Source organism: Planococcus sp. BI3, assembly GCF_056680115.1.
Map to the genome: position 1 here is coordinate 2,942,552 of NZ_CM155266.1, position 26,684 is coordinate 2,969,235.

Sequence of the window (26,684 nt, forward strand, 5' to 3'; positions counted from 1 at the left end):
GGACTCCTTTGGAAAGATACGGAAATAGTACTTCCATTCAGTTTGACAGAAAACTTCCAGGACGTCTTGATAAATGTGCTGAGGGTTGGAGTGACGATGAGTTTCCTGAGGAAATTGATCTAGACAAGCATCTTTCCTTACTCTTCACGATGATGCGCTGAATGAAAGACATGAGGCCTACTGCTCCTCAGTAAATTTCATCAAAAGAACCGCCCTGGGGGATAAGGGCGGTTCTTCTGTCTTTATTGCTCCGCTTAGAAAGTGGAAACCTTTAGTTTTATTCTTCCCAAACAGCCGTCTTCTATTCCTTCACATTGACCGACAGCTGAATTCAATCAAACCTTCTTTTCAAGCAAGGGAGAAATGAAAATTTTTTCGAAATCACGCGAAAGGAAGAATTACAGGGGGGAGCTGGTGAAATCACTTGCACACTCTTCGCTCCGGAATGTAAGCAGTTTATTCTATCTCGGCTTGAATCTTTACACGGTCCGGTAAAGGTATCAGTTGACGTGTTCCACGATCGTTATCCGCTCGTTGCGGGTTCAACTGGAAGTGATTGATAGCATTGCCGATAGTTTGCGCCCGCTGGTATTGTGCCGGATCATACAGGTCGATTGCATCGATGGAGATATGGGATTCAGACACTTCAATGACGCGTGCTGCCTGCTCGTCCAGCACAGCTGCAATCTGCAGGAAGTTCCATTGTTCTTTTACAGCACTGGAATTAAAGTGGTTGTGCCCGTTCACGTATAATCCGCTTCTATTCTTTTTACTTAACAATTCCCAGACAGGGATATCGGAATGGATACTTAAGTTTTCTTTTTCCGAATTGGTAGTGGTGGCATGAACCGGATGATGCGCGAAGACGATAAGTGGAAGTTCACCGCTTTCTTCGATAACGCCCCCGAGCCAGTCGAGCTGCGTGGTATCCAGCGTGCCGCCCCAAACTTCAAAATCCTGTTCTCGGGCAGTATCGATAAAAGCCAATACGGCCGAATCCGCAGTGATGGCATGGTACCTTTGCTGTTTAGTAACTGAAAGAACTTCCTTGCGCGTCAATCCATAGACATCATGATTTCCCAACACATGGACAAACGGCTTCTGGTGCCGGTCGATAATGGAATAGACATCTTCCAGCTCTTCTTTCCATCCAAAGTTGGTCAAATCCCCGATTGATACATACAAATCTGCCGGAATCGAAAAAAATCGCTCTAGAAATGTTTCGTAAAACAATTTTCGTTCTTCTTCGATAGATACATAGCCCTCTTCCAGTGCCGGATAATGCAAATCACCAATTACCGCAATTTTCAAATTCTCCATCCCCTCTCATTCGTTTATCTTCCCAAGTATTACAAATGATTGCTAAGCTGCTTTTAAGAAGTTGTTAAGGTTTGTAAATCTTTCGCTTTGCCGATTAAGAAACTTCTATAATAAATAAGGAAGCAGTGAAGAGAGGTGCATAATATGAAAAGAAAATGGAATAATGAAGAAATGCTTAGCCGCTTGCACCAGCATAAGAAAATTGCGGCGGTAAAAAGCCCCAAAGGAATCGAAAAGGTACTGGCCCATAAGGACAGCATCAGTGCTGTATTTTTATTGACGGGTTCCATTATGAATGTAAAGCGGTATGTCGATGTGTTCCAAGACGAAGGCATTCCGGTCCTGGTCCATGCCGAAAAGATTGGTGGCTTGCTTTTAAACAACGAAGGCCTGGATTTCATCGCTGATTATGTCAAGCCGTTTGGAATCATAACGACTAAACAGGGACTTATCAAAAAAGCGAAAGAGCGAAAATTATTTGTTGTGCAACGGGTGTTCATGATCGATTCGGAAGTATACGGCAATGTGCTGGATAACAAGCAGAAGCCGGGTCCGGATATCATTGAAATCATGCCGGCTACACTTTACGGCGTTATCCGCTCCTATTCGGAACTGTTGGATATACCGGTTATCACCGGAGGATTATTGTCGAAGCCCGAACATGTGAGGGCTTCACTCGAAGCGGGGGCAATGGCTGTAAGCACGTCCAATGAAGCGCTGTGGGCGGAGGATTTTTCGGCGGTTGAATTGTTAAGATGATTTTTACATTTTTTTCACACCACATTAACAAGTGGGCGATATAATCAAATTGAAAAGTAGATAGATGACTGGGTGCGCTGAGAGAGACCCCGAATAACTTCGCGAAATGCGGAAAGGTTATTTGGGGTCTCTTTGTTTTGTCCTTTAGTCATCTGTACGCTAAAAAAAGAAATTGGAGGCAGGGAAATGAGAAAACTCAGCTTTTTATTGGTATTGGCGTTAACACTTTTGGTATTGGCTGCATGCGGCGGTTCAGGCGAAGAACAGGGAAGCGCAGCGGCGGATTCCACAGAACCATCAGATGATAAAGTCGAACTGAATTACTGGTATGCATGGGGCGATAAAATCGGTGAAAACAACGAAAACCTGGTCAAGCAGTTTAACGAATCCCAAGATGAAATTCAGGTGAATGCAGAATTCCAGGGCACTTATGATGAACTGCATGCGAAAACACAAGCGGCTTTTGCTGCCGGAAACGCTCCTGAAGTCACACAGAATGAAATTGCTTCAATGGGTGTTTTTGCGAAATCAGGAATGACGCAGGATCTGACTTCTTTCATTGAAAATGATGAGGAAATCCAAATGGACGATTTTAACCAGGGACTTATGGGGAACTCCTACGTTGATGACAAATTATACGGCTTGCCGTATTTGAGAAGCACGCCTATCTTGTACATGAACACCACGTTGGCGGAAGAAGTCGGACTGGATCCGGCTGGTCCGAAAAACTGGCAGGAGTTTGAAGAATACGCAAGTGCATTTACAGACGGTGAAAGCAGAGTGGGTATGTCACTCCCAATCGACATCTGGTTCTACGAAGCGTTTATCGCTCAGGCTGGCGGTTCCATGATGAACGAAGACAGCACGGAAGTAACATTCAACAGCAAAGAAGGGGTAGAAGCGTTTGACCTTTGGAGAAAGATGTCGAATGAAGGCACATTAAAATTATCTTCAGGTACAGAAGCGGGCGATAAAGCGAAACAGGACTTTGTTAACGGCCATTCAGGTATGCTGTTTTCTTCAACTGCCGATTTGTCTTACCTTCTTCAGCTTTCCGAGGAAAAAGGATTTGATTTGAATACCTACTTCATGCCGAGCGGCATAGAAGCGAAAGTACCGACTGGCGGGGCGAACTTGGTGATGACAAACGGTTTGGATGAAGAAAAGCAGCAGGCTGCATGGGAATTTATCAAATTCATGACGGCAGCGGAACAAACGGCTTACGCATCTGAATACACAGGCTACCTACCAAGCCGTGTGACTGCTGCAGAATCTGACAAAATGCAGGATTTATATGAAGAAAAACCTCAATTCAAAGTGGCTGTTGATCAGCTGGAAAACGGAACTGCGCGTCCAATGGCTGAAAATTACCCGGAAGTAGTCAAAATTTTGATTGATGAAATGACGCGCGGCATTCTCGATGAAAGCATCCCGACACAAGAAGTGCTGGACACGGCAGCTGAAAAAGCGAATGCTGTCCTGAAATAAAAAAATTGAAAAGAAAGCGCTGAAAAGTGCTTTCTTTTCGTCTAATGAGGAGGTAACGATATGCGCTGGTTAAAAGATATTAATGTACTGATTTTCGACATGGATGGAACCCTTTACCAGGATTACTCATTCATGGGCCGCTATATCTCAAAGATGATGGCAGGTACTTATCCGGATGCGGAAATCAAAGAGACAATAGCTATGGCATACGACATTCTGGAAGGCAAAGCAACGGTTAAATTGGGATTCTTATATGATCCGGCCGATTTGAGTTTCTTCAGTCATCAAGATCTCAAGCCCTTGGTGTCCTACGATTGGGAGGGGCTTGAAATAGAAATGGCTGAAAAGGAAGAAAGTGCGCTGGCTTATTTAGGGGATCCATGGGGGATTGGTCAGCTGATGGCTGTTAAAAAGAAAATTCCTGCGGAGGTGCTGAAAAAAGCATTTATTGATGTGCGGGCGGAAATGCTGACGGAAGCTTACCGCATCATCAAAAGGACCGACTTGTTTGATGAAATCGAGAAACTGGAAAGTAAGCGGATCATCCTGATGACCAATTCGCCGTTGCCGACCGGGCAGGAGTTTGTGGATTTTCTGGAGATTGGCGACGTGTTCGATGAGTTTTACTTTGATGGGAAAAAACCGAATGGCATAAAGGAACTTTTCAGCAAACTGCTGTCGGAAGGGCATCAGCCGCATGAAATACTGTCGATTGGAGATCATCCGTGGAACGACCTCCATCCCGTCCACAAAGCGGGCGGGCATACGTGCCTGATCAGCGAATATGACCACCAGGATGAAACCCCTTGGTCGGTATCGGTCAAGTCCATCGATGAGTTGGTCGAAGTGATCCGGAACTTCCATGAGGAAGCGGGCGCGGAAAACGGAAAGGAAGAGGCATATGGCTGAAATCAGACTTGAAAATATTTCAAAAACATTCAATGAAGACCAGGTTGTAAAAAATATTTCCCTGACCATCAAAGATGGTTCATTCACCGTTTTAGTCGGACCTTCCGGATGCGGGAAATCCACCATTCTGCGGATGCTGGCCGGGTTTGAACAGCAGACAGAAGGAGATATCTGGATCGACGGCAAGCTGGTCAATGATCTGGCTCCGAACAAGCGCGATATTGCCATGGTTTTCCAGAACTATGCACTATACCCAACCATGACGGTAAAAGGCAACATCGAGTTTGGCTTGGCGAACCGCAAAGTCCCGAAAAAGGAAAGACAGCAATTGGTCGCAGAAATCGCAGAAATCGTCGGTTTGACGGACCACTTGAACAAAAAGCCGGATAAGCTGTCTGGCGGCCAACGCCAGCGGGTGGCATTGGCACGCGCGATGGTCAAAAAACCGAAAGTCTTTATTCTGGATGAACCATTATCCAACCTGGATGCTAAACTCCGCACGCAAATGCGGACAGAACTGATTCAGCTGCATGAAAAACTCGGGACGACTTTTGTCTATGTGACGCACGACCAAGTCGAAGCGATGTCGATGGGTGATGAGATTATCATTTTGAACCATGGAGTGGTCCAGCAAAAAGCGGCCCCGATTGAGGTGTACCAGAATCCCGGAAATATGTTCGCCGCGGAGTTCATCGGACAGCCGCCGATGAATGTGTATAACAAGCAGGAGTTTTCCAGTGTCATCGATTCGATACCGGAAGATGTACAATTTATCGGTTTCCGGCCGGAACATGCCGGCCTTTCGACGGCAGCGGCATCCGTGCCCCATACCATCGAGCTGGAAAGTGAAATCCAAACGCTTGAAACCTTGGGGGCCGAAACGATTTATAAGGTGAAAAACAGCATCGGTGTTATGAATGTCCGGAGCTTTACGGCTCCGTTGCCACGCCAGGACCGCTATTTTGTAACCATTCCGATGGAAAAGCTGTATCCTTTCGCTGCTGATAAAACAGCGCTGCCGAAAATTGAGTTTTCGGCAGAAAAGGAGGCGGCAGTGAATGGCATTCGCTAAAGCACAGCTGGACATGGAGGACAGAAAGACGGAGCAGCAAAGCCTCTTTTCGTGGGTGAAACTGCGTCCTTATGCCATGATTGCTCCGGCAATCCTGGTGTTCTGCCTGTTCTTCATCTACCCGATCGGCTACATGATCTATTTGAGCTTTCATGACTGGAATTTCGTCAGCCCGACAAAAGATTTTGTCGGAGCCTCGAATTTCAGCCATCTGCTGAATGACCGGGATTTTCGGGAAGTCATCTCCAATTCATTTATCTATACGTTCTTCACGGTGTTCCTGACGATTGGGATTTCGCTGTTGCTGGCCACCTGGCTGAATCGGAGCGGAACTGTCTATTCTTTCATACAGGCATCGATTTTCAGTCCTCATATCATTTCGCTGGTCTCCGTTTCCATGCTATGGATGTGGATCATGGATGCAGATTACGGGTTGCTGAATTGGTTCCTGAATCTGGTTGGAATCGACTCTATTGCTTGGCTGACAAGCCCTGATTACGCGCTGGCTTCTTTGATTCTCGTGGCGGTATGGAAAGGTGTCGGTTTCAATACGCTGGTCTTTATCGCGGGTCTGCAGAGTATTCCGAAGGATTTATACGAAGCGGCGGAACTTGACCACACACCAGCGTGGCGCAGGTTTTTGCGTATCACGGTTCCGATGCTGTCCCCGACACTGTTTTTCCTGACGATTATCGGCGTGATCAACTCCTTCCAGGTATTTGAGACGATCAATCTCATGACGGCGGGTGGACCCATTAACTCGACGAATACGTTTGTCTATTATATTTACCAAAACGGGTTCCAGTTCTTTAAAATCGGCTATGCTTCAGCGGCTGGTGTCATCCTGCTGATCATTCTGAGTGTCTTGACCGTTGTTTATTTCAAGGTGTTGAGCAAACGAGTACATTACAGATAGAAAAGTGAGGGGAAACAGATGAAAACAACACCATACTTAAAAGTCATCAACGGCGTAGCGTTAGTCCTGCTGTTCATCATTTTTGCCGTGCCGTTTGTCTGGATGGCAAGCACCGCTTTTAAAACACTCGGTGAAACGATGACGTTTCCGCCGGTATGGATTCCGGAAACACTGCAATGGCAGAACTTTGTCGAAGCATGGAATTCAGGGCCTTTCCTGAAATATTTTATCAATAGTGTCGTGGTGACTTTTGCAATCCTTATCCTTCAGTTTGCGACAATCATTCCGGCTGCATATGCGTTTGCGCGGTACGAGTTTCCGTTGAAAAACTTTTTCTTTGCATTGACCATGATCTGCCTGATGATTCCCAGCCAATTGATCTTTCTGCCGGTTTACTTGAATTTGAGTTCCTGGGGAATTCTCGACACCATCTGGGGATTGATCCTGCCGTTTGCAACAAGCGCTTTTGGGATCTTTTTATTGCGGCAGTCATTCATGCAAGTGCCGGAAGAATTACTCGAAGCGGCGCGATTGGACGATGCCTCCGAATGGCAGATTATCCGAAAAATTATGTTGCCGCTCGCGAAACCGGTCCTTATCACACTCGCATTGTTCAGTTTTATTGCCCATTGGAATGATTATTTCTGGCCGCTGGTCATGACGACCACCGAAAATGCCCGCACATTGCCGCTTGGCATTGCCATGCTGCGCCAAGTTGAAGGCGGTGCTTCCTGGAATATCGTTATGGCAGGGAATTTGCTGTTGGTACTGCCGATCCTGGTCATTTTCTTCTTCACCCAGCGGCATATTATCCGTGCGTTTGTCTATACAGGCGTCAAATAAAGAGGAGGAATTTTTCGTGGGAATACTTATCGCTCACCGGGGCTGGTCTGGAAAAGCTCCTGAAAATACAATGAGCGCCATCAAACTGGCACTCGATGAACCGAAAATTGACAGTATTGAAATTGATGTGCATTTGACGAAGGATGGTGTCCCGGTTGTGATTCACGATGCTAAAGTGGACCGGACCACAAACGGTTCAGGCTATGTGAAAGAAAAAACAGCCGCCGAAATCAAAGAACTGGATGCGGGAAGCTGGTTTTCCCCACTATTTGCAGAGGAGCAGATTCCGACGCTGGATGAAGTATTGGCGCTTACTGTCGGCAAAAAACAGCTGTTGATTGAACTGAAGCAGGCAGCGGGCTCCTATGCGGGGCTTGAAGAAAAGGTGATGGAGCTGATTCAAAAGCATACGGCCAAAGCACATTGCCAGTTGATTTCATTCGATCATAAAAGTCTGCAAACCTGTATGGAATTCGACCCGCAAGTGGAATGCACACTGGTGTTGTCGGGTTCTCCGCTGCTGTTGGTTGACCAAATCAATGAAATTGGTGCTTCAGCCGTCTCTCTTAATCATGAATATGTCGATCAGGAAATAGTGGACAGCCTAAACCTAAACGGAACGGACATTGTCGTCTGGACTGTGGATGAAAAGTTTGAAGCCGACAGGATTCTCGCACTGGATGGAGAAATCGCTTTAACTACCAACCACCCGGAACGCTTATGGGCAGAGTGTTTTTAACAAGTCATTGATTGGAAAAAGAGGTGCTTTTGTTGAACAAGAGTCAACCAACTGCCGGCATCAAAAAAAGAGATCCTTATTTTGATAATGCACGGTTTATTCTTGTGGCGCTGGTCGTCCTTGGCCATTTAATCAGTCCAGTCCGCGAAGAAAATGACGTTCTTTTCTTTACCAATAATTTTCTCACTTCTTTTCGAATGCCGGCTCTTATCCTTCTGACGGGTTACTTCACAAAGTATTTTCACCGCGACGCACCTCTTTTTATCAAGCAGCTCGCAGTTGGTATTTTCATTCCTTATTTAATTTTTCAAGTCTTTTATCTGAGAATGGAAGGCCTTGCCGGCAACTGGATGCAACTGGGTACCAATTTGTTTGCGCCAAGTTTCGGCATGTGGTTTCTATTGAGCTTACTTGCCTGGAACTTACTTCTTTTCCCCTTCACCAAACTCAAGCATCCGATTTTCTTCGCATTTCTTCTGGCGATTGGCATCGGATGGGTTGATGTGGCAGGTGAATATTTAAGCATCTCCAGAACTTTGGTATTTTTTCCTTTGTTCCTCATAGGGCATTATTTGAAAAAAGAGCAGATGGAATGGTTCAAGAAAAGCAAAGCGAAAGTCTTGGCAGTTTTTAGTATCCTAACGAGTTCAGTGATTCTCTCCCTCTTTTCCTTGGAGCAGGCTCGTAATTTTCTTCTGGCTCGGCATTCCTATGCCAACATTGCAGAATCGGCCATGGAAGGCTCCGCAACCCGTTTGATCTTCTATGTGGTGATGTTGCTCGGCATCCTGGCTTTTTTACCATGGGTACCCAAAAAAGACATGTTCTTTACCCATCTTGGAAGGCGTACGGCGTATATTTACCTTCTCCATCTATTTTTCGTCAGAGTGCTTATAGAAATCCCTCTTTTTCCCAGGGAACCTGGCATGTTATTTTTCGTAGTCTTAATGATTGTCTGGCCGATGATCGTCTTTTTTGTCAGTTCGGGAATCGTCGTTCTTTTGGCCAAGCCGGTGGTGGAAGGGAAAGGAGTGGTTCATTTCTTTGAGGATATTTACTCCTTTTTCAAGACAGCCAATCAGCTGATTTGGCTGCCGCACAGACATAGGGACGGATAGAGAGTTTTCTTGAAATGACTAAAAAGAAGTGCCTCCAAAACGGAAGCACTTCTTTTTAATTAGACTTATTCCCAAACCGCCGTCTTCTGTTCCTTCTCATTGACCGACAGCTGAAAAACATCCGGGCGCGAATAATGGCCGGATACGTCAAAGTCGAACTGGCTTTCAGCGATCTGGTCCAGGTCGAGTTCGGCGTACAGGATCGTTTCTTCGCCGTACACCGGCTCGACGATCAATTCTCCCAACGGACCGGCGATGCAGCTGCCGCCTCGGGACATTTCCTCCGGCAAATCTTTGAACTCATCCCGGGATGAGATCTCTTCGGGGTACATGGATTTTGTTGAATACTGGTTGCAGGACAGCACGAAGCAGCGGCCTTCCGCAGCGACGTGGCGAACGGTCGCTGTCCACGTATCCCGCGCGTCAGCAGTTGGCATTACGTAGATCTGGATGCCTTTTTCATACATGGCCGCACGCGCCAACGGCATATAATTCTCCCAGCAGATCAAAGCGCCGAGGCGTCCGTAGGGTGTATCGAATACCGGCAAGGTGCTGCCGTCCCCCTGGCCCCAGATCAGCCGTTCAGAGCCAGTCGGTTTCAGCTTGCGGTGTTTGCCGAGCAGTTCGCCGTCCGGACCGAAAAACAGGGCCGTACAATACAACGTGCCTTGGCTGCCGGCAGCGTCTTTTTCGATGACGCCGATGACGATATAAGCTCCCGCCCGCTTCGCGGCTTTGCCGATCGCTTCCGTTTCAGGGCCGGGTGCCGTGATGGAGTTGTCCCAATACTTCCTAAAATCTTTCCGGCCTTCGGGGGAGCGGCTGCCTACAACTGCACCAAACGACATGCCGCGCGGATAGGCGGGAATGAACGCTTCCGGGAAGACGATGATTTTGGCGCCTTGAGCTCCTGCTTCTTCAATCAAGCGAACGGTTTTCAGCACGCCTTTTTCCTTGTCCATGATTTCCGAGCCCGCTTGGACGACGGCTACTTTGAATTTAGTGGATTTTTCCATCGATCTCATCCTCTCGTGTCTAATTCAATTCTATCATTGTTATAATATTTATATAAATCAATCAGTTCAATATAACAGATAAAGAAAATTTGTAACCAATAGGAGGAGCTACATGAAACCGAAAGTTTATATTGCGCGAAAGATTTCAAAAGAAGTGGAAGCATATATCGGAAAGCATTGCGACTACAGGAAATGGCAGGGAGAAGGGGCGATCCCACTGGATGTTTTAATAGAAGAAATAAAGGACGTCGAAGGGGTGCTGGTACAACATGCGCCGATCACGCATGAATTGCTGGAGCAGGCACCCAATCTAAAAGTCATCAGCAATTCAGCGGTCGGCTACGATTCCTTTGATCTCGAAGCCATGAAACAGCATGGGGTGCTTGGCACGCATACGCCTTTTGTGCTGGATGAAACGGTGGCGGATCTGGCATTCAGCCTGGTGCTTGCCACGGCTAGGCGTGTGCCCGAACTGAACAACTTCGTCAAACAAGGGAAATGGGGAACACAAAAGGATTCCCGGCAATTCTTCGGCACCGATGTGCACCACGCGACGATGGGCATTATCGGCATGGGCCGCATCGGTGAGAAGATTGTCAGGCGGGCGCGGTTCGGTTTTGAAATGGAGGTCCTCTACAGCAGCAGAACCCCGAAACCCGCACTCGAAGAAAAGTACGGCATCGTCTACAGCGATCTGGACACCTTGTTGGAGAAATCCGATTTCGTCGTCCTGATCGTGCCATTGACGGCTGAGACGCATCACTTGATGGGTGAAAAAGAATTTGAAAAGATGAAGGGCAGTGCGATTTTGATCAATTGTGCCAGAGGGGCAGTAGTGGATGAACAAGCCTTGATTAGAGCGTTGGAAAATGGGGAGATTCGGGGAGCGGGACTGGACGTCTTTGAACAGGAACCGGTCTCGCCGGACAATCCGCTCCTGCAGATGGAGCAGGTCGTCGCTCTTCCGCATATCGGATCGGCCACAGAAAGGACCCGTGCAGCGATGCTTATGAAAGCGGCGGAGAATTTAGTTGCGGGCGTGACCACTGGAGTTCCTGAGAATGTCGTGAAGGAATTGCAGGGGTTGCTGGAGGAATAATGACGGTAATATCTTTAGGCGAATAAAACAACCCAACTCCATACAAAAGGCCAAAGAACTGATTTCAGCTTCTTTGGCCTTTTTGTGTGGATTGTAAAAAACTTATGTGTCTTCTGGTTCTTTTTTGGAAGCCCGGACATACTCAATCCAGAAAATCCACAGCGTCACAGCAGCGCCGATCCACAGAATAGGGCTCGTGAGCGAAATGCTGTTGTGCGCTTCTCCGCCAAGCGCGGTCAATATGGCGAGTACAATCATCGGCACCACAATCATGAGTGCCGGAAAAATGAACATATACCGCTTCTTTTCCCGCTGCGGCTTGAGTGTGAACGCACTGAGTACGATCATCAGTGCAATAACCGCAAAAAGAATCCAGGAAGGAATACCGAGCGCAGCAAGTGTCCCGGGGAAATAATCATCGACCAGAAGCACACAAAAATTAACCAATAATACGGCAACGATAAGCCAAAATGTTTTCAAACAAAAAATCCTCTCGGTGATGGCAGATAAGTTTTGCCTTTTGGCAAGTGTAACAAAAAAAGATTGGGTATTACAGGGAATAAGATTGTCGACGTGGAGATTATTCCCCTATTTAATATGACTTGTACTAATGTAAAAGCAGCTCAAAGCAAAATTGGTTATTTACAATTATTTCAATTTAAATAATTAAGAAGAATATTTAATGAAGGGAAAATGTTAGAATAAAGGGAATTGAGTATTTAATAATTAGGAATAACGTTAAATTTCGAGAAGCAGGTGAAAAAAATATGAAGAAAAATATACATGTCGTTGGAGCAGTAATTACAAACGGCAATATGATTTTATGTGCACAGCGAGGCTTGGAAAAAAGTTTACCCGGCCTGTGGGAATTTCCAGGTGGAAAAATAGAAGAAACGGAAACGCCTCAAGCAGCGCTACAAAGAGAAATTCAAGAAGAAATGCACTGCCAAATAGAGATTGGTGAACAAGTAGAGCATACGATACACGAATACGATTTCGGCATTGTTCATTTGACTACGTTTTATTGTCAATTAGTTGAAGGAACGCCTGTGTTAACGGAGCATATTGCGATTCGATGGTTAGAAGCGCATGAGCTAGAGAAACTTGACTGGGCTCCGGCAGATATACCGGCTATCCAAAAATTAAAGCGGACGTACCAAGCTCAGAAATAAGAGAAGCAGTTGAGAGAAAAGCGGGGGACGGAAATGAATTTTCTTCAGAATTTAGAAGACTCTATCTACAAAGGTTTCATCGATCAAACAAAACCAAGTGGAGAACGCTTTAAGCCAACTTTGCTGATCAATAACACAAAGACAAATGAGACCGTATTAAATTCCATCACTGAGGAGCTGGATGGCTGTCAATCGTTTCTCTTTTCTGTAGCTTTTGTGACTGAAAGTGGCTTGGCGACTTTAAAAACCCATTTGTCAGATCTTGACCGAAAAGGAATCAAAGGTAGAATATTAACCTCAACTTTTCTGAATTTCAATCAACCAAAAGTATTCAAAGAGCTTATGAAAATTAATAATGTGGAAGTCCGGTTGTCGAGTATGAAAGGCTTTCATTCTAAGGGCTATATTTTTTCACATGAAACGCACCAAACCTTAATCGTCGGGAGCTCCAATTTAACAGCGCAAGCTTTAAAAGTTAACTACGAATGGAACGTCAAGTTGAGTTCGCATGAAAATGGCGAATTGGTTTCTCACTTCTACCAGCAATTCGAAGAGGTTTGGGAAAATGCGCAATCACTGACAGAACAATGGATTACAAATTATGAGAAATCCTATGTCCCAATGGAATACCGTAAAGAACTAACCAATGTGGCCGAGTTCCCGGAAGTGTATACAGAAAACCCGCTAGAAGAAGCCCTCCACATCAAGCCAAATAAAATGCAAAAAGCTGCTCTTCAAGAAATACAAGCAGTACGAGAAGCTGGAAATGACAAAGGTTTGGTCATTTCAGCGACGGGTACTGGGAAAACCTATTTATCGGCTTTTGACGTGCGGAATTTCGCGCCAAAAAGAATGTTATTTATCGTTCATAGAGAGCAGATTCTTCAAAAAGCTAAATCTGATTTTATTCGAATATTAGGTGGGATAGAGAAAGATTTCGGGATTCTTTCTGGCAATCTGAGAGAGACAGATGCGCGTTATTTGTTTGCGACCATTCAAACCATTTCTAAGGAAGCAACGCTCAGTCAATTAGATCCGCAAGCTTTTGATTATATTTTGATTGATGAAGTACATAAAGCGGGTGCGAAATCGTACCAGAAAGTCATTGAGCATTTCCAGCCAAAGTTTCTGATGGGAATGACTGCGACGCCTGAACGCACCGATGACTTCAATATTTATGAGCTGTTCGATTACAATGTGGCCTACGAAATTCGTTTACAGGAAGCGTTGGAAGAAGACATGCTTTGTCCGTTTCATTATTTTGGCGTGACAGACGTCGAGTATGAAGAAGGCGTTATTGATGAAGCTACGGCTTTTTCGAAGTTGATAACCGAAGAACGTGTGGATCATATTATACAGAAGATCAATTATTACGGACATTCGGGTGACAAAGTACGAGGGCTCATGTTTTGCAGCCGAAAAGAAGAAGCGACAAAACTTTCAGAAGAACTGAATCGACGTGGATTAAAAACGGTCGCATTGACCGGTCAGGATTCTCAGGAAGAGCGCATTCTACAAGTTGAACGGCTAGAAAATGGCGTCATTGACTATATTTTGACTGTTGATATCTTCAATGAAGGAATCGATATCCCAAGCGTCAACCAAGTGGTCATGCTGAGACAAACGCAGTCGAGCATTATCTTTATCCAACAGCTTGGGCGAGGACTTCGAAAACATGGATCCAAAGAGTTTGTGACAATCATCGATTTTATCGGAAACTACAAAAATAATTACCTGATTCCTGTAGCTTTGTCCGGTGAACGTTCGCAAAACAAAGACAATATTCGTCGCCGAATGAAAGACACGAGCTATATCAAAGGGATTTCTACTGTGAATTTTGAAGAGATTGCGAAAAACCGAATATTCACTTCGATTAGTCAGGGTAAGCTGGTTAACATTAAAGTTTTAAGAGAAGCTTATTTTGAATTGAAAAATAGACTGGGGAAAATTCCTAGATTCGAGGACTTTCTTCTACATAACTCTATTGATCCTATGATTATCGTAAAAACTCATAAAAATAATAAAAAAAGCTACAATCTCTTTTTAAATTATTATCGATTTTTACTAAAATTAAAAGAAATAGAACCAGTGTTAAATAGTTATGAAGATCAAGTACTAACTATGTTGTCTCAGGAAATCCTAAACGGGAAGCGCCTACATGAAATCCTGCTGCTCGAATTATTGCTGAAAAATGAAAAAGTCACTATGGAAGCTTATAAACACTACATAATCTCCCATAACTGCTCTACTGATCCAGAAACCTTAGCTTCGGTGCAGCGGGTCATGGACTTGAGTTTCTTCAATCAAGGCCCTCGAAAAAAATACGGCAATAAGCCACTTGTGGTCTTTGATACCAATACCATTCAATTCAATGAAGAAATTCAAGAGAGCTTGAATCGGAATACAAGCTTCAAGGCAATGCTAATGGATATCGTCATGAGTGCGAAAGAACTAAGCAAAAGCTACAGATGTGATCAATCCTTGACGCTCTTTAAAAAATATACCCGAAAAGACGCGTGTCGCTTATTGAATTGGGCCAGTGATGAAAGCTCAACAATGTATGGATACAAAACGAAACATGGCACATGTCCGATTTTCGTAACCTACCATAAAAACGGCGAAGTAGAATCGAGTGTTGCCTATACAGAAGGTTTTATCAGTCCAGAAATCTTCAAGTGGTCGACACGGAGTAACCGTACATTAGCGTCTGCAGAAGTACAAACCATTATTAACGCTGCAGAAAACAATGTTGAGCTTCATTTATTCATCAAAAAAGATGATGACGAAGGCGGAGATTTTTACTATCTTGGACAAGGTCTTCCAGAGAAGACAAGTGTAGAGCAAGCGTTAATGAAAGATAAAAACCTGAAAGACATCCCGGTAGTTCATATGCATTTAGCTTTGGAAAACACGGTGGAAGGGAAGTTGTATCACTATATTGCAAGTGAAGAAAATTGAGTTAGTCTTTGGATGGTGGATCGATTTATTTTGCTGCAAATGTATCCTTTTTCAATCTCTTACTCTATCTCTATAGTAACCAGACACCCGCTATCCCAGCGAGAGTCCAGGATTACTATAGAGGAGGACGAAAAATGAAGGAGTACTACATTAAGAAGATCCAGCACCCCCAAGAAGGCGAGCTTTATCAATTCCTGGAGTTGGATGTCCAAACCGGTGAAGAACAGACCATCGATCCGTTTGAAGCGGGGATGCTGCAGCTCTATGCGGAGAAGGAGCCAGCCCCTGAAATCTTTTCCATCACCTCCAAACGCGGAGCGGATGCGACGGGGTTTTACCGAGGAGAGAAATTCGTGGTGCAGCGGGGCTCCAAGTTTGCGGTTTCGACTTCACCGAAATGCCCCCCAAAATACATGAAGCTGCGGGAGAATTTGGTGCTGGATAGGCTGCTTGTGCCATTCGAGCATCAATTCCTGCTGATGGAAGACACCGAGTTCGATTCGCCGATGATGGCGATGGGCGCGGTGATCGGCGGCTGGGTCCGCGGGTCGCATGACTGGAAAGAATATAAGAGGGAACATGATTTTTTCAGTGAGGATATCACTGTATGAAGAGGATCATCATGTAATAATTTAATGGTGAGTAACCCCCAGCAGATGCTACTGAAATCTGTTGGGGTTTTTTATGTTTTATGCTAATATAACTATTTTTTAGATACTTTATAGATACTAATTAACTAAATTTTTATTTTCTTCTGTATCAAAAAATGTATAAAAAAGGTAAAATCTCATAAAGGAGATGTATTATTTTGAATAAATCGACAGAGGACTATAAAGAATCAAGGTTAGAGATGTTAGCGGAAAAAGAGTTTATTGAATGGATGATAGAAAATCTGTCGTCCGATCAAATGTTATTTATTCTAGACGGAATTGGGATGGAAATAAGGAGGATAAAGGGGAAGAAGCTCCCGAAATTATTTTTAAAAAATAAGTTATTAATCAAACCTACAAGAATCAAACTAAGAGACAGCGAAATTTTTCCTCCATTCGAATGGATTATGAAGATTGAAGGAGATCTTACAGAAGAAAACTTAATTAGTTTTTCTGATGATGAACAGATACCCAAAAAAGAAAAAGCTCTTTCTCTTTTCTTGCAGAATCATTATGAAAGAGCTTTTGAATTATATGAAAAAAGGAATGGGGGAGGGCCTGAAATCTCGTTTTCAACTAAAGAAATATTGAGCGATGAAAAGGCTGAAACTCCAAAAGAACTGAATCCGGAAAATAAAGAAGTGAAAAAATTAGAGAAAAAGCTGACACAGAAACTTGCCAATTTGGAAGTTGAAAAAGAAAAGTTATCGAATAATCTCAGGTTGCTGCAAAAGGAAATGAAAGAGAAGCTCGCTTTAAAACAAAGCGAAATAAACAGGTTGAATGGCCTTCTTCTAAATGAAAAAAAGATGAAAGAAGAGGTTGTCGATAAGGAAATGAAAGAAAAACTCACTTTAAAACAAAATGAAATAAATAGGTTGAATGGTCTTCTCATAACGGAAAAAAAGGCGAAGGAAGAGGCTATCACCGATGAAGTAAAGGAGAGGGAGAGAATAATTGATGAAGTAAACTTATTGAAAGAAGAGAACGACAAATTTAATCTATCCAGTAATGGTGGATTAACAACCCAAAAACAAGAAAAAGAGATTAAAAAAGAAAAAATTGCGCTCTTAGGAGACCCGAAAAACAAAAAAATTATGGCTAACACATTATATGATGTAGTGGTTTTCAATCATGAAAGTTTTCAGGAATTATTTGATAGCGTTGAAGAATTTACATCGATTTATTTATTGAAATGGAGGTTTTCATATGAGGAATTTGAGAAAAAAGCACCTATAGAAATATTGAGAATTATAAAACCGATAGAAACATTTATGGAATTGAGAAAAACATTGGAGGGACCAGCAAATGTCAACTAAACTTTGGAGTCCATATATTTTAGGAGTTCTATCAAATGGTACAGATCGTTATTCTGGCAGAGACATTTTTGTGAATAACAATAATGATCTGCAGTTTTACCTGAAGATCTTATCGAATCCTCCCCATAGTTTTCCTAATAGTCAAAAGGAAATCACTAGTTATGGAAGTGATTTGATAAATCATGGTTTTGAAGATGAATTTTTAGAGGATTTACGGCGGACCACCAATTTGGAAGATTTTTTGGAAGAAAGTTTAGTCGTATTTCAAGTTGAAAAAAAATCTACTCCAACGGATGAGTTTTTCACGACAAAAAATATTGAACTGTTATTAAAGAAAACTTCTTTTGCAAAAGAGATGAGTTTTTTCCCTATTCCGCTATACACTGAAAAGAACGAAAAGAAATCTGCGCAGGATTATTCAAAAGATGAATTTATTCGATTATTGCAAGAGGACAAATTTATAGGACGCAATGAGTTTGTTTCCCAAGAAGCTGATGATACGCCAAGAATGGTATTGTACAAAACCAAAGACAACGAATATATCGCTTTTGGTGAATTTGAAACGCACAGGTATGCACACGGTGGCTTTAGTTTCTACAAAAGAGACACAATATTAAATAATGCTGTACTCCCAGCGGAAATAGTAAAAGAAATATACTTTCATAAAGAAGTGGCATTTCTTTCTGTAGATTTAGAGTATGAAATTATGCAGCTCTTAAGAGGGACGACAGAAACCGGTTTTCAGAATGAGGCTCAGAAAGAATCCTATCCAAAACCGGAAACGGAAATCGTCTCCTTGGTTCCTGAGCTGGCCATTGATTCTGGTATAGTAGAAGACCAGATGGAAAATGAATTCCTAAACCAGTTTATAGCTGAAGCGAAAAAAATGACCTTAGATTACAATTTAGAAGATATATATAATTTCCATACATCAGTAAAAGCTGGCGGACTTGTGATATTAGCAGGTATGAGTGGAACGGGGAAATCACAATTAGTAAATGCCTATCAAAAAGCCTTGAATTTAGATGTGGGAAATTTCCTGATGGTTCCAGTATCTCCTACATGGGCAGACGATTCAGACTTGATTGGTTATCCGGACATTATAAACAATGTTTATAGAGCAGCCGACACAGGATTAGTGAAATTACTTGTTGAAGCGCAGAATAATCCAACTAACACATTTTTGGTATGTTTTGATGAAATGAATCTAGCTAAAGTTGAACACTATTTTTCTCAGTTTCTATCTGTACTGGAGATGGAGAAAGGAAAGAGGCGCTTGAGATTATACAACTCTGATTTACAGAACAGGTTTTATAATGGAATCGATTATACGCCGGAAGTTCTTATAGGAGACAATGTTATTTTTGTTGGCACTGTGAATTTTGATGAAAGTACGCATCATTTTAGTGATAAAGTATTGGATCGTTCAAATTTAATTCAATTAAAAGTAGAGCCGTTTATGAATCTGCTTAATGAGTCAGAAAAGCCTGGAGAAAAAGCAGAAATTAATAAACCTGCCTATGATATTCAACAGTTTGTCCAAGTGGATAAAAGAGTTTTACTGAATATGGATGAACTTGAATTACTGTGGAAAATTCACTTGCTGCTCAACAAAGTGTCAGAAGATATGGGAATAGGGCCTCGTGTGGTAAAGCATATTGACCGTTACATAAAGAATCTTTCACCTTTGTCGAATTCTCCTATATCTCGCGGCGATGCAATCGATATCCAACTTATTCAGCGGATTTTGCCAAAACTCCGTGGATCTGAAGATGTTATAAAAACACTGGTTGGAACGTATGAATTAGAAACAGATTCTATCGTTCAATCTCAGATTATCAATCTTTTAGATCAATACAGCTCTGTTTCTAAATTTGAACGAACCAGAAAGAAACTATTGAATAAATCTAAGGAGCTAATGAGACATGGATACACAGTTTAATGTGGCATTCATTGAAAATAAAAAAAAGAAAATATTTTGCGAATATTTTCTTTCAGCCTCTGATCCAGATTATTTAAAAGAAGCAACCGATCTAATGGAGAATACTAACTTATCTTTGATATTTGAAGCGCCTCCCGGTTACAGGCTATATATGGATGGAATTGATAATCTTCCGAGTAATCAGGTTAACGATGATTTAAAAGGTACTTACATAGTGCCATCAAGCAATCCATATGAACTTTATGATTATGATTTGAAAAATTCAAGTTATCCTTTTATCCCAGGAACTTATTTCTTAACAGTTATAACCTCTGAAGGTAAAGAATATGACGCCCGGGTAAAAGTGGCATCTAAGCAAGTAAGTGAAAATCAGCATCAGTTAATGATTGGTGAAATTGAATCTTTTCTAAAAGGGCTATCAATGGATTTTTCTGAAAAGAGAAGTATTTATTATTATCAAGCAGCCGAGTTATTTGGCAGAGAAAGTGTTGAGAAATACTCATTTCTATTGAGTAATAAAAGTAAAATAATAAATGGGTTGCGTAATATTTCAAAGAATCGCAGATATTCAATAGAAAAATCCTATCCCATCGTACCGAAAGCAAAAGCAAAGAGAACTGACCATAAATCAATGAGATATCTTGCTGCACATCCTGAACAGCAGTCCACAATTCAGGTCCCGCAATCTATAATTTCATATCAAACGAATGAAAATAGTTGGCTTAAAAATATAGTTTTAACTATTTTGAAATACGTAGCCGATATGAAAGTTGTTTGTGATATTAATTTTAAAACAGACTATGGAGATTTAAAAAAGGAAGTCAATGATTTACATTTTCATCTACTTCAATTCTTGAATGAGAAATGGATGTTGAATGTTAAAATGGAAACATCAAAGGCTGTGCCGATGGCATTTTTCACTTTAGGTAATTATAATTTCTTTTATAAGGTATATCGTTTTTTGAATGGAAAAGAAGTAGAGCTAACTGCAGGAGCTTCTAAACAATTTCATTATAAGAGGTCGGATGTTTTATATGAAACATGGGGTTATTTGAAAGTAGTGGAATCTCTCATAAGCAAAGATGGCTACCAAATGAAGAAAAATTGGTTTAAGTTAAATCGTTCCTTATTGGATGATATTATTGCACCGAAATCTGAGGATTTTGATGTCATTGAGCTGCAAAAAGACAAAATAATTTTACGGATATACTACGATGAAATTCTGCCGAAGGTCAAGAAAGATATAAATCTTCATCAGACTTTATACAATCTACACCATAACCGTCCGGATTGTAGAATTGATGTATGGCAAGAGGGGAAATTTAAAGGGGCACTAGTAATAGATTTTAAATATCGCAAAAGATACACTTTATGGGATGATTTTTTACTCAGCGATGGTAAAGAAGCTTCAAAGGTTATGAAGCAGTTAGCATCGTATGCTGAAGGTATGAAAACTAATACGAAGGTGCTTAATGATGACTTGGTAAAACAAATTGATAAACAGCCGGTTTTTGAAGCATGGGCAATTTATCCTCAAGATTCAGAGCAAAAAAATCATAATTATGACTTGAATGACTATGATATAAGATTGATCGATTTAACTCCGGGGAAGAATCATGTTTATTTTCAGGAATTGCTCACTGAACGAGTGGACGAATTACTGAATAGATGATTCTGGAAGTGAAAATCATAGTTAATCAGTTTGAAAATTGAAGGATTGCATGACTGGAAAGAAGCAAAAGGAAAATAGCATGGACACACGAAAAAAGCGGAAGGGCTAAAATCAGCCCCTCCGCTTTTTTTGTGTATTCAGCCTGAACCTACAACTTAACGATGGTCCGTCCCAGATGCTGGCCATTCTTGATGGCGTCGATCGCATCGGTCAATTCTTCCAGTGAAATCTCGTTCACCAGCGTCGTTTCGGCGATGTTCCAGTCGTTGGCCATCTTCTCCCAAATGGCTGGGCGCTTCTCGATCGGTACGTTGACCGAATCGATGCCGAGCAGGCTGACGCCTCTGAGGATGAACGGCAACACAGTGGTGTTCACTGGGAGTCCGCCTGCATTTCCGCACATGCTCATGCTGCCGCCGTAAGAAATCTGAGGGATCAATGCAGAAGTCACATCTCCGCCGACCGTATCCACTACATAATCGAATCGAGTCTTGGCGAGTGGCTTCTTGGCGTCGCCGAGCTCGTCTGCAAAAATGACATTTGCCGCGCCGAGTGATTTGGCGACTTCGGCCTGATGCTCTTTCCGCACCAAGGCAGATACATTCGTATAGCCGATTTTAGCAAGAATCTGCAGCGCGATGCTGCCGACGCCGCCGGTTGAACCCGTCACCAGTATTTGCGGATCTTCCGCAACGTCCATCCCGCTCTTCTCAAGTGCAAGGATAGAGAGGGCGGCAGTGAATCCGGCCGTGCCGAATACCATGGCATCCTTCAAGCTCATATTTTCTGGCAATGGCACAATCCATTCTGCAGGGACGCGCGCATATTCTGAAAAGCCGCCTGTATGGCTCATGCCCATCGTAAAGCCGGTCACGATAACCTCCTGGCCTTCTGTAAAGCGCTCGTCTCTCGATTCGGCGACAGTGCCGCTCAAGTCGATTCCTGGAATCATCGGGTAATTCCGGATGACCCCTGAATTTTTCTGTACAGCCAGCATATCCTTGTAGTTGATTGAAGAATAAGCAACTTTGATCAGGACATCCCCTTCGGAAAGTTGATCTGTGGTTACATCTTCCAAGCCATAGACGACCTGGTCTTCCTGTTTCTTGATTCTGATGGCTTTGAATGAGTTCATGTTAATTTCCCCTTCCAGTACCTTAGTTTTGCAGCAAAACTGCTTGAATACAAAATCTACCATTCTAAGGTGGATACCGTCAATCCGGAGAGGTTGGGATGGCTTTGTACTTTCTGAGATTCGGCATTTAAAATAAGCTTCCCACAGGAAAATGGTATATTTACTTTAATTGATTTTACGCAAAGAGGAGGATCACTATGGAAACAGTCTATTTGGCAGGCGGATGTTTATGGGGAGTGCAGGCTTTCATCAAAACCTTGCCCGGCGTCAAGTCCACAGAAGCAGGGAGAGCCAATGGAACAAGTTCTCTGCTCGAGAGTGATTACGATGGCTATGCCGAATGTGTAAAAACCACATTTGATCCGACCGTTGTAACAATCAGCGATTTGATGGAGTATTTATTTGAAATCATCGATCCAACCAGTTTGAACAGACAAGGCGCGGATATCGGCGAGAAATACAGGACAGGCGTTTACAGTGAAAAGTCCGCCCATTTAAAAGAGGCGAAGGCATTTATTGATGAAAGAAATGATTCGGATCTTATCGTGGTCGAAGTTTTGCCGCTTACAAACTATGTGAGAAGTGCAGAAGAACATCAGGACCGGTTAGCCAGATGCCCCACTGATTATTGCCATATTCCAGAAAAACTACTGAATAAGTATAAATAAAGCTGGGTTGTCAGTTATCCTCTTACTGAATAAAGAACATTTAATTGAGAACAATTATCACTTGTAGTATAGTAGAAGGTAATAGAGAAAGATCATTGAGGGGGAAATAGGTCATGCAAATCTACTGGACGAAAATCAATAAAATCATTGAAGAAACACCTGAGGTCAGAACATACCTTCTCGACCTCCCAGAAGGCTTTACCTGGCAGGAAGGTTCCCATACCCATTTCGCTTTGGAAGGGTTCAACGCTGGAGAGAAACCAAACCGCGGATTGATCCGCCATATGTCCATCTCCACATTGCCGCATGAAAATTCAATCGGCATCACGACACGCATCAGAGAGCAATGTTCTGAGTTTAAAGCGGCTTTAAGAAACCTTGGAGTCGGCGACGAAGTGGCAATCTTTAAAACGCATTCGAATGTCCCGCTCAAAAGAGAAGACAAAAATGTCTACCTATTGTCATCGGGTGTCGGCCTGGCAACGTTCAGACCGCTTGTGCTGGATTATTTCGAGCGTGCCGACAACGTCAATCAAATCCATTCTTTGAATATCGACTCATCAAAAGATTTCCTGTTCACGAATGTCTTTGAATCCGCACCTGACAAGAAGTTCACCTCACAATTCGTCGATAACCGCAGCGACTATTATGAAAAAGTGAAGAAGCTTGCAGCAGACAAAGAAGGACTTTACTATGTTGTCGGAAGCGACGACTTCCTCATGGAGAACATCAAATTGCTGCGTGAGCAGGGCGTCAAGACCGAACAGATCATGCTCGACAAGCGTGAACAGTCATTGCCTGACTTTTTATCAATTGATTTGGCAGTTTAAGCTGAGTCGTCAATTTTACTTTAAAAATCGCTAAGCTTCACAGCGATCAGTTGTATAAAAAATAGAAAGCCTACTTCCTCGTCCAAGAAACAGAGGGATTAGGCTTTTTTGTCTTTCAACATTCATATACTCATATGACGGGAATCATAAATATTTCAGCAGCCCGATTTGATTTACCTCAACTTCTTTTTCAGGCTCAGCTGCTTTTTCTTTTTCTTTTCGGAAACCAGCGGCTTGGGCGCCGGATTATAATCATCATCGTACAGTCCGGTATAGGTCTGGTACCAGGTGAACAGGTGGACGAGAATCACCTTACTGACGGCATAAGCCGGGATTCCGAGAATGACGCCGGGAATGCCGAAGAGATTTCCAGCCGTCAACAGGACGGCGATTATGGTGACGGGATGGATACTTAAGTTGCTTCCAAGAACAAGCGGCTGAATGACGCGTCCTTCCAGCGTCTGTTCAATAAAAAAGACAATCAGCACTTTGGCTAGCATGATAGGCGAGTGGACTACGAGAGCAATGATGACGATCGGCACCAGGGCGATAAAGGTACCCAGAAATGGAATCAAGTTTAAGGCACCCGCGAGAATTCCAAGCGTCAGTGCATACTCGAGGCCTATGATGCTTAAGCCGATCCAAAACATTAGGCCGACGAAAAAGGCAACAATCAGCTGGCCTCGGATGTACTGGCTGATCTGCAGATTCATTTCGCGCAGCAGGACATAGGTATGTTCCCGCATTTTTGATGGGACAAGCTTCATGATGTGGTAAGGCAGTTGATGGCCGTCCTTCAAGAGGTAGAAAAGGATGAAGGGGGTCGTGATGACGGCCAGCACGGTCGTCGACAGAACACCGAAGACACTGCCGATGCCGGTGACGGTCGTGCCAACAACTTCATCTGCTTGTTCCGTGATGGAAGTGGACAGGCTGTCTCCGTTGCCGGTCAATTGTTTTTGCAGCTGCGATAAGATATCGCTTTGGAAAATGCTATCAATCTGAGAGATGAAAGTGGCTAAATAATCCTGCCAATTTTCCAGCAAGCTGAGTGTCTGCTCCCGAATGATCGGAATCAAGGTCGCGATACCCCAGGCAAGCAAGCCAATGATCACCACAAAAACAATGGAAATACCGCCAATGCGCTTGATGTGTTTCGTTTCCATCCAGTCAATAAACGGGTTCAGCAAGTAATACAGGACACCCCCCATAATCAGCGGCAATCCCATGACATCAAAAAAAGCGATAAAAGGAAGGAAGACAAAGCTCACTTTCGGCAACAGTAACAAATTCAGCATAAGCAATAATAGAATGATCAATACAGATACCGCTTTGTTGTTCAGCACCCATTTCACAAACCAGGAAGCTGCATGGCTCAACGCATTTTTGTTCTTGTCCTGTTCCATCACGTGCACCTCTTTCCCAAATGAAAAAATACCAGATGCCTGCCCGAAGAGTTGTTTCTCTTATTCTACGCTAAAAAAATCCGGACAGCGCAGTTTTTACACCCGCCTGGATGCTTATTTCAGTTTTTGGGAAGCAGTATCCACTAACGTCATAGCTGCAGTCAAGCAATTCGGAATCTATAGGCAAGCCCGAGGGGAAATCCCGGCTTTTCCCTCTTGTGTTCCATAGACGGCAAGCCTTCGCTTCATCTTATCCACATGTGGATAAACCCGAAAGAATGACGAAAGGGCAAAGTTATCCCCGTTTTGGCGCGAAACCATCCACATATCCAAGGCCATACGGGATAAGTCGGTATTTTCATCAGTTAGTGCCGCTTTTGGCTGGTGGTTTGGGGATAACCGTGACGTCTTTTTTGACTGAATACAGCGGTGGAAATGAACATCAATTCCACCACTTGCTCGTCCATATAATAGCCGCATGGGCAGCAGCGCTTGTCTAGATAAAGCGGGAGAATGCCAGTGGGAAAATTCGACATGATTTTAGACTAAGAAAACACCTTGCTGCTGGCGTGGCATCTCAAGAGATCAAACGGCTTGCCCACCTGATGGAGCAATTTTTGAAAGATATCCACAAGTGATCTTGTCGAAGAAGACCCCGAAATCATTGGTGTATAACTCACTGAAGCTTCATTCCGGAAGCATTTTAGCTCACGGACAGTATTGTGCCGAGTTTGGACTGTATTTCATCCAACTTGGACGGTAAGCTCTACTAATGGAATAAAACCATTCTTCTTTTCAAATAAAATCCATAAGAAGGCCTTATCCCACGACAGCAACTGGCATCCGCAAGCTATTTTCAGGGAAAACCTTCATAGAAAGTAAAAATCGCTGGAGAAAAATCAATCCTTTTTCTCCAGCGATTTTATGTTGAGGACTTATGGGCCAGCCCTTTTTCATCGTTTTTCATCTTCCACTACAACCGCGCCTCTGTACATCTTGCCATGCAGCGTGGCTAGCTTCCCGGCCATGATTTTAGGGGAATCCTTGAAATCCTGTTTGATCCAGTACAGGAAGAATCCGAGGCTGCCGTAAGTCATGAAATAATTGAGCGCGGGCATATCCAAATCACTTTCTTCCTCCAGGCGCAGCTCGGTGGCGGCGACCTGGACCAGGCTTTCGCAAAATTGGTTCTGCGAGCCGGGCAGCACTTCGCCTTTGATGATCAGCCGGAAAATAAACTGATGCGCGTAAATGTATTCGAAGATGGGCAGGTGGCGCTGGACATCTGTCGAGGAAAAGCGTTGCAAGTCCTGAAAACTTTTTTTGAAATTGCTGACGAGGCCAGCCAGATGCTCTTCGACGACGGCGGAAAGCAGCTCATTCAAATCCTTGTAATGGGAATAGAAGGTGACACGGTTGCAGTCGGCATGTTTGGCGACTTCGGTGATGGTGAGCTGCTGGAGCTCTTTGGCTTCCATCAGCTCGAGCAATGCTGTTTTCAGCTTTTTTTTGGTCCGCACAATGCGGCGGTCTTCTGTGCCCTTCATCTTGAACTCCTCCTGTTGTGTCCGAAAAATGGACAGGCTTGTAGATTAAGTATGACATGAATCTTTATGTATGGACAAACCGATTGATTGTCTGTTAACTTACATA

23 protein-coding genes are annotated in these 26,684 nt (G+C 43.3%); 17 read left to right on the top strand and 6 right to left on the bottom strand.

The genetic code is table 11. The features are described 5' to 3' along the window. Nucleotides 1–456: 456 nt before the first annotated feature. Nucleotides 457–1,311, bottom strand: coding sequence for a metallophosphoesterase family protein (locus AC1MEO_RS14780; RefSeq protein ID WP_480331643.1), 855 nt, complete (start codon nt 1,309–1,311; stop codon nt 457–459). 153 nt (nt 1,312–1,464) lie between these two features. Here AC1MEO_RS14780 and AC1MEO_RS14785 point away from each other — a divergent pair, with 153 nt between their 5' ends. From AC1MEO_RS14785 to AC1MEO_RS14820, 8 genes are all read left to right on the top strand, one after another. Further along, a complete protein-coding gene (locus AC1MEO_RS14785; protein WP_480331645.1) occupies nt 1,465–2,079 on the top strand; it encodes a glycerol-3-phosphate responsive antiterminator in 615 nt (204 codons plus the stop codon). Nucleotides 2,080–2,265: 186 nt separating this feature from the next. Further along, nucleotides 2,266–3,567 (top strand): ABC transporter substrate-binding protein, encoded by a 1,302-nt coding sequence (locus AC1MEO_RS14790; protein ID WP_480331646.1) that lies wholly within the window; start codon nt 2,266–2,268, stop codon nt 3,565–3,567. A 60-nt stretch (nt 3,568–3,627) separates the two neighbouring features. Then, entirely contained in the window at nt 3,628–4,476 is an 849-nt protein-coding gene (locus AC1MEO_RS14795; protein ID WP_480331648.1) for an HAD family hydrolase, read from the top strand. After that, the gene (locus tag AC1MEO_RS14800) at nt 4,469–5,548 is read left to right on the top strand and encodes an ABC transporter ATP-binding protein (protein WP_480331650.1); all 1,080 of its coding nucleotides are present in this window, start codon (nt 4,469–4,471) and stop codon (nt 5,546–5,548) included. Before AC1MEO_RS14795 ends, AC1MEO_RS14800 begins: the two co-directional genes overlap by 8 nt. Continuing rightward, nucleotides 5,535–6,464 carry a carbohydrate ABC transporter permease gene (locus AC1MEO_RS14805; RefSeq protein ID WP_480331652.1) on the top strand — a complete coding sequence of 310 codons (930 nt, stop codon included), beginning with the start codon at nt 5,535–5,537 and terminating at the stop codon, nt 6,462–6,464. Before AC1MEO_RS14800 ends, AC1MEO_RS14805 begins: the two co-directional genes overlap by 14 nt. Before the next feature lie 18 nt (nt 6,465–6,482). Further along, nucleotides 6,483–7,307, top strand: a complete 825-nt coding sequence (locus tag AC1MEO_RS14810) for a carbohydrate ABC transporter permease (protein WP_480331654.1) — start codon at nt 6,483–6,485, stop codon at nt 7,305–7,307. Nucleotides 7,308–7,323: 16 nt separating this feature from the next. After that, the gene (locus tag AC1MEO_RS14815) at nt 7,324–8,046 is read left to right on the top strand and encodes a glycerophosphodiester phosphodiesterase (RefSeq protein WP_480331656.1); all 723 of its coding nucleotides are present in this window, start codon (nt 7,324–7,326) and stop codon (nt 8,044–8,046) included. A gap of 32 nt (nt 8,047–8,078) precedes the next feature. Continuing rightward, nucleotides 8,079–9,164 carry an acyltransferase family protein gene (locus tag AC1MEO_RS14820; RefSeq protein WP_480331658.1) on the top strand — a complete coding sequence of 362 codons (1,086 nt, stop codon included), beginning with the start codon at nt 8,079–8,081 and terminating at the stop codon, nt 9,162–9,164. 65 nt (nt 9,165–9,229) lie between these two features. Here the strand turns inward: AC1MEO_RS14820 and AC1MEO_RS14825 are convergent, their stop codons facing one another. Further along, nucleotides 9,230–10,180, bottom strand: a complete 951-nt coding sequence (locus tag AC1MEO_RS14825) for a carbon-nitrogen hydrolase family protein (RefSeq protein ID WP_480331660.1) — start codon at nt 10,178–10,180, stop codon at nt 9,230–9,232. 112 nt (nt 10,181–10,292) lie between these two features. On the opposite strand from AC1MEO_RS14825, the gene AC1MEO_RS14830 reads away from it, so the two are divergent. After that, nucleotides 10,293–11,279 (top strand): 2-hydroxyacid dehydrogenase, encoded by a 987-nt coding sequence (locus AC1MEO_RS14830; RefSeq protein ID WP_480331662.1) that lies wholly within the window; start codon nt 10,293–10,295, stop codon nt 11,277–11,279. Nucleotides 11,280–11,381: 102 nt separating this feature from the next. Here the strand turns inward: AC1MEO_RS14830 and AC1MEO_RS14835 are convergent, their stop codons facing one another. After that, a complete protein-coding gene (locus AC1MEO_RS14835) occupies nt 11,382–11,759 on the bottom strand; it encodes a hypothetical protein (RefSeq protein WP_480331663.1) in 378 nt (125 codons plus the stop codon). Between the two features lie 287 nt (nt 11,760–12,046). Here AC1MEO_RS14835 and AC1MEO_RS14840 point away from each other — a divergent pair, with 287 nt between their 5' ends. The 6 genes from AC1MEO_RS14840 (at nt 12,047) to AC1MEO_RS14865 (ending at nt 20,992) form a co-directional block, all read left to right on the top strand. Next, nucleotides 12,047–12,451: a (deoxy)nucleoside triphosphate pyrophosphohydrolase gene (locus tag AC1MEO_RS14840; RefSeq protein WP_480331664.1), complete on the top strand. Its 405-nt coding sequence runs from the start codon at nt 12,047–12,049 to the stop codon at nt 12,449–12,451. A 33-nt stretch (nt 12,452–12,484) separates the two neighbouring features. Continuing rightward, nucleotides 12,485–15,409: a DEAD/DEAH box helicase gene (locus tag AC1MEO_RS14845; RefSeq protein ID WP_480331666.1), complete on the top strand. Its 2,925-nt coding sequence runs from the start codon at nt 12,485–12,487 to the stop codon at nt 15,407–15,409. 134 nt (nt 15,410–15,543) lie between these two features. Beyond that, nucleotides 15,544–16,020, top strand: a complete 477-nt coding sequence (locus tag AC1MEO_RS14850) for a methionine sulfoxide reductase (protein ID WP_480331668.1) — start codon at nt 15,544–15,546, stop codon at nt 16,018–16,020. A gap of 197 nt (nt 16,021–16,217) precedes the next feature. Then, nucleotides 16,218–17,378 (top strand): hypothetical protein, encoded by a 1,161-nt coding sequence (locus tag AC1MEO_RS14855; protein WP_480331670.1) that lies wholly within the window; start codon nt 16,218–16,220, stop codon nt 17,376–17,378. Then, the gene (locus AC1MEO_RS14860) at nt 17,368–19,320 is read left to right on the top strand and encodes an McrB family protein (protein ID WP_480331672.1); all 1,953 of its coding nucleotides are present in this window, start codon (nt 17,368–17,370) and stop codon (nt 19,318–19,320) included. The genes AC1MEO_RS14855 and AC1MEO_RS14860 overlap by 11 nt, the downstream gene beginning before the upstream one ends. Beyond that, complete coding sequence (locus AC1MEO_RS14865; protein WP_480331674.1) at nt 19,304–20,992, top strand: DUF2357 domain-containing protein; 1,689 nt, start codon at nt 19,304–19,306, stop codon at nt 20,990–20,992. The genes AC1MEO_RS14860 and AC1MEO_RS14865 overlap by 17 nt, the downstream gene beginning before the upstream one ends. 148 nt (nt 20,993–21,140) lie before the next feature. Here AC1MEO_RS14865 and AC1MEO_RS14870 read toward each other — a convergent pair whose 3' ends face one another. Then, on the bottom strand, nt 21,141–22,127 hold the full coding sequence (locus AC1MEO_RS14870; RefSeq protein ID WP_480331676.1) for a YhdH/YhfP family quinone oxidoreductase: 987 nt from the start codon (nt 22,125–22,127) through the stop codon (nt 21,141–21,143). A 197-nt stretch (nt 22,128–22,324) separates the two neighbouring features. Between AC1MEO_RS14870 and AC1MEO_RS14875 the strand changes: the two genes are divergently transcribed. Continuing rightward, nucleotides 22,325–22,795 carry a peptide-methionine (S)-S-oxide reductase gene (locus AC1MEO_RS14875; RefSeq protein WP_480331678.1) on the top strand — a complete coding sequence of 157 codons (471 nt, stop codon included), beginning with the start codon at nt 22,325–22,327 and terminating at the stop codon, nt 22,793–22,795. Nucleotides 22,796–22,908: 113 nt separating this feature from the next. Beyond that, nucleotides 22,909–23,625: a dihydropteridine reductase gene (locus tag AC1MEO_RS14880; protein ID WP_480331680.1), complete on the top strand. Its 717-nt coding sequence runs from the start codon at nt 22,909–22,911 to the stop codon at nt 23,623–23,625. A gap of 173 nt (nt 23,626–23,798) precedes the next feature. Here the strand turns inward: AC1MEO_RS14880 and AC1MEO_RS14885 are convergent, their stop codons facing one another. Together AC1MEO_RS14885 and AC1MEO_RS14890 are read right to left on the bottom strand one after the other, a co-directional pair. Then, on the bottom strand, nt 23,799–25,031 hold the full coding sequence (locus AC1MEO_RS14885) for an AI-2E family transporter (protein ID WP_480331682.1): 1,233 nt from the start codon (nt 25,029–25,031) through the stop codon (nt 23,799–23,801). A gap of 953 nt (nt 25,032–25,984) precedes the next feature. Beyond that, nucleotides 25,985–26,578 carry a TetR/AcrR family transcriptional regulator gene (locus AC1MEO_RS14890; RefSeq protein WP_480331684.1) on the bottom strand — a complete coding sequence of 198 codons (594 nt, stop codon included), beginning with the start codon at nt 26,576–26,578 and terminating at the stop codon, nt 25,985–25,987. Nucleotides 26,579–26,684 lie beyond the last annotated feature (106 nt).

What these genes read in the sequence shown, in the direction of transcription:
- AC1MEO_RS14785 (WP_480331645.1), top strand. Translation starts at nt 1,465, where the DNA reads ATGAAAAGAAAATGGAATAATGAAGAAATGCTTAGCCGCTTGCACCAG.
- AC1MEO_RS14790 (WP_480331646.1), top strand. Translation starts at nt 2,266, where the DNA reads ATGAGAAAACTCAGCTTTTTATTGGTATTGGCGTTAACACTTTTGGTA.
- AC1MEO_RS14795 (WP_480331648.1), top strand. Translation starts at nt 3,628, where the DNA reads ATGCGCTGGTTAAAAGATATTAATGTACTGATTTTCGACATGGATGGA.
- AC1MEO_RS14800 (WP_480331650.1), top strand. Translation starts at nt 4,469, where the DNA reads ATGGCTGAAATCAGACTTGAAAATATTTCAAAAACATTCAATGAAGAC.
- AC1MEO_RS14805 (WP_480331652.1), top strand. Translation starts at nt 5,535, where the DNA reads ATGGCATTCGCTAAAGCACAGCTGGACATGGAGGACAGAAAGACGGAG.
- AC1MEO_RS14810 (WP_480331654.1), top strand. Translation starts at nt 6,483, where the DNA reads ATGAAAACAACACCATACTTAAAAGTCATCAACGGCGTAGCGTTAGTC.
- AC1MEO_RS14825 (WP_480331660.1), bottom strand. Translation starts at nt 10,180, where the DNA reads ATGGAAAAATCCACTAAATTCAAAGTAGCCGTCGTCCAAGCGGGCTCG.
- AC1MEO_RS14830 (WP_480331662.1), top strand. Translation starts at nt 10,293, where the DNA reads ATGAAACCGAAAGTTTATATTGCGCGAAAGATTTCAAAAGAAGTGGAA.
- AC1MEO_RS14840 (WP_480331664.1), top strand. Translation starts at nt 12,047, where the DNA reads ATGAAGAAAAATATACATGTCGTTGGAGCAGTAATTACAAACGGCAAT.
- AC1MEO_RS14845 (WP_480331666.1), top strand. Translation starts at nt 12,485, where the DNA reads ATGAATTTTCTTCAGAATTTAGAAGACTCTATCTACAAAGGTTTCATC.
- AC1MEO_RS14850 (WP_480331668.1), top strand. Translation starts at nt 15,544, where the DNA reads ATGAAGGAGTACTACATTAAGAAGATCCAGCACCCCCAAGAAGGCGAG.
- AC1MEO_RS14860 (WP_480331672.1), top strand. Translation starts at nt 17,368, where the DNA reads ATGTCAACTAAACTTTGGAGTCCATATATTTTAGGAGTTCTATCAAAT.
- AC1MEO_RS14865 (WP_480331674.1), top strand. Translation starts at nt 19,304, where the DNA reads ATGGATACACAGTTTAATGTGGCATTCATTGAAAATAAAAAAAAGAAA.
- AC1MEO_RS14870 (WP_480331676.1), bottom strand. Translation starts at nt 22,127, where the DNA reads ATGAACTCATTCAAAGCCATCAGAATCAAGAAACAGGAAGACCAGGTC.
- AC1MEO_RS14875 (WP_480331678.1), top strand. Translation starts at nt 22,325, where the DNA reads ATGGAAACAGTCTATTTGGCAGGCGGATGTTTATGGGGAGTGCAGGCT.
- AC1MEO_RS14880 (WP_480331680.1), top strand. Translation starts at nt 22,909, where the DNA reads ATGCAAATCTACTGGACGAAAATCAATAAAATCATTGAAGAAACACCT.
- AC1MEO_RS14885 (WP_480331682.1), bottom strand. Translation starts at nt 25,031, where the DNA reads ATGGAACAGGACAAGAACAAAAATGCGTTGAGCCATGCAGCTTCCTGG.
- AC1MEO_RS14890 (WP_480331684.1), bottom strand. Translation starts at nt 26,578, where the DNA reads ATGAAGGGCACAGAAGACCGCCGCATTGTGCGGACCAAAAAAAAGCTG.